Origin of the sequence: uncultured Aquincola sp. (genome assembly GCF_964001545.1) — a bacterium.
Lineage (GTDB): Bacteria > Pseudomonadota > Gammaproteobacteria > Burkholderiales > Burkholderiaceae_C > Aquincola.
The window spans coordinates 1-1,616 of the sequence record NZ_CAXFDV010000096.1 but is presented as its reverse complement, the minus strand read 5'-3'; the positions used below and the strand labels follow the sequence as shown (position 1 = coordinate 1,616).

Here is a 1,616-nt window from a genome sequence, read left to right as displayed (position 1 = left end):
CGAATCCATGTTGCCGGCCGCCACGCCGAAGAACAGGCGCGGCTTGCCCAGCGCCTTGAACGCGTCCGCGCTGTGCCAGTCGGGCTGGGCGATGATGCCCACCCGAAAGCCCTGCGCTTCCAGCGTGCGCCCGATCACCGCCATGCCGAAGCTGGGGTGGTCCACGTAGGCGTCGCCGCTGACGATGATCACGTCGCACTCGTCCCAGCCCAGGCGCTCCATCTCGGCGCGGCTCATCGGCAGGAAGGGCGCGGTGCCGAAGCGCTTGGCCCAGTACGGGCGGTAGGCGGTGATCGGCTTGGCCGTCGGGACGGCCGGGGCGGTGGGAGCGAGGGCGGTGGACACGGGCGGGCTTTCCGAAAGTCGGGGCCGGATGGCGGGCGCGGCGGGCGGCGGCGAACCTTCGATTGTCGGTGCTCAGGGTTCACCCTGGTGGCTTATCCCTGCTGAAAACCTGCTATGGCCCTTGAAAACCCTGCCCGGGTGAACCAAATCGGGCAAGACCACTCATACGCCTGGTGCCGCAGGACGCGGCGATTCAGCTCACACGAAGGAGACCCTGTGAAGACCTGGTTGGTAGCCCTTTCCGTGGCGGTGGCGGCAGCCTCGCTGCCGCTCGCCTCATTCGACGCCGAGGCCAAGCGCCTGGGCGACGGCCGCGCCTCGGGCATGCAGCGCCAGGCGCCGGCACAGCAGCCTCATTCCACCCCGGGCACGCCGGCCCAGCAGCCAGGCAATGCCGCGCCGGTCGCAGGCGCCGCTGCACCGGCCGCCGCCGGTGCCGCCGCCGCGGCGGGCAAGCGCTCGTGGATGGGCCCGATCGCCGGCCTGGCCGCCGGCCTGGGCCTGGCCGCGCTGTTCAGCCACTTCGGCATGGGCGCGGGCCTGGCCAACTTCGTGACCATGCTGCTGCTGGCGCTGGTGGCCTTCGTCGCCATCCGCTGGCTGATGCGCCGCTTTGCCGGCAACGGCAACGCCAGCAACGGCGGCCTGCAGATGGCCGGTGCGGGCGCGGGTGCCGGTGCGGGCGGCTTCAACCGCAGCGCCGATGCGCAGCCGTCGTGGCAGCAGCCGGTGCAGCGCCAGGGCCTGGATGCCCAGCCGGCCGCCGGCAACAGCTTCGGCAACGCGCCGTCGTCCAGCGGCCTGGGTGCCACCGCCGCTGCGGCCGCGCCGGCATCGTTCGCCGATGCACGCGCCACACTGCCGGCCGGCTTCGACGCCTCGGGCTTCGAGCGCATCGCCAAGATGCTGTTCATCCGCATGCAGGCGGCCAATGACGCCGGCCAGGTGGAAGACCTGCGCAAGTTCACCACGCCGGAGCTGTTCGCTTCGCTGCGGCTGGACCTGCAGGACCGCGGCGCCCAGGCGCAGCAGACCGACGTGGTGCAGCTGGACGCCGACCTGGCCGATTACGCCGAGCAGCAAGGCCAGCAGATCGTCACAGTGCGCTTCCATGGCCTGATCCGCGAAGAAGCCGAGGGCGGCGCCCAGCCCTTCAAGGAGCTGTGGCACTTCGTCAAGCCCGCCACCGGCGGCGACTGGGCGATCGCGGGCATCCAGCCGCTGTAAACGCGCGGCAACCCAACCCAAGGCGGCTTCGGCCGCCTTTTTTT

Annotated in this window: 1 protein-coding gene and 1 pseudogene; one reads left to right on the top strand and one right to left on the bottom strand. The window is 71.3% G+C overall.

Features of this window, described 5'->3' with window-relative positions; all coding sequences use genetic code 11:
• Nucleotides 1-345: pseudogene (locus tag ABNT58_RS03385) on the bottom strand (YgiQ family radical SAM protein); the annotation flags it as partial.
• Nucleotides 346-561: 216 nt separating this feature from the next.
• Here ABNT58_RS03385 and ABNT58_RS03380 point away from each other — a divergent pair.
• Nucleotides 562-1,572 (top strand): TIM44-like domain-containing protein, encoded by a 1,011-nt coding sequence (locus ABNT58_RS03380; protein ID WP_348752103.1) that lies wholly within the window; start codon nt 562-564, stop codon nt 1,570-1,572.
• The last annotated feature ends 44 nt before the right edge of the window (nt 1,573-1,616 follow it).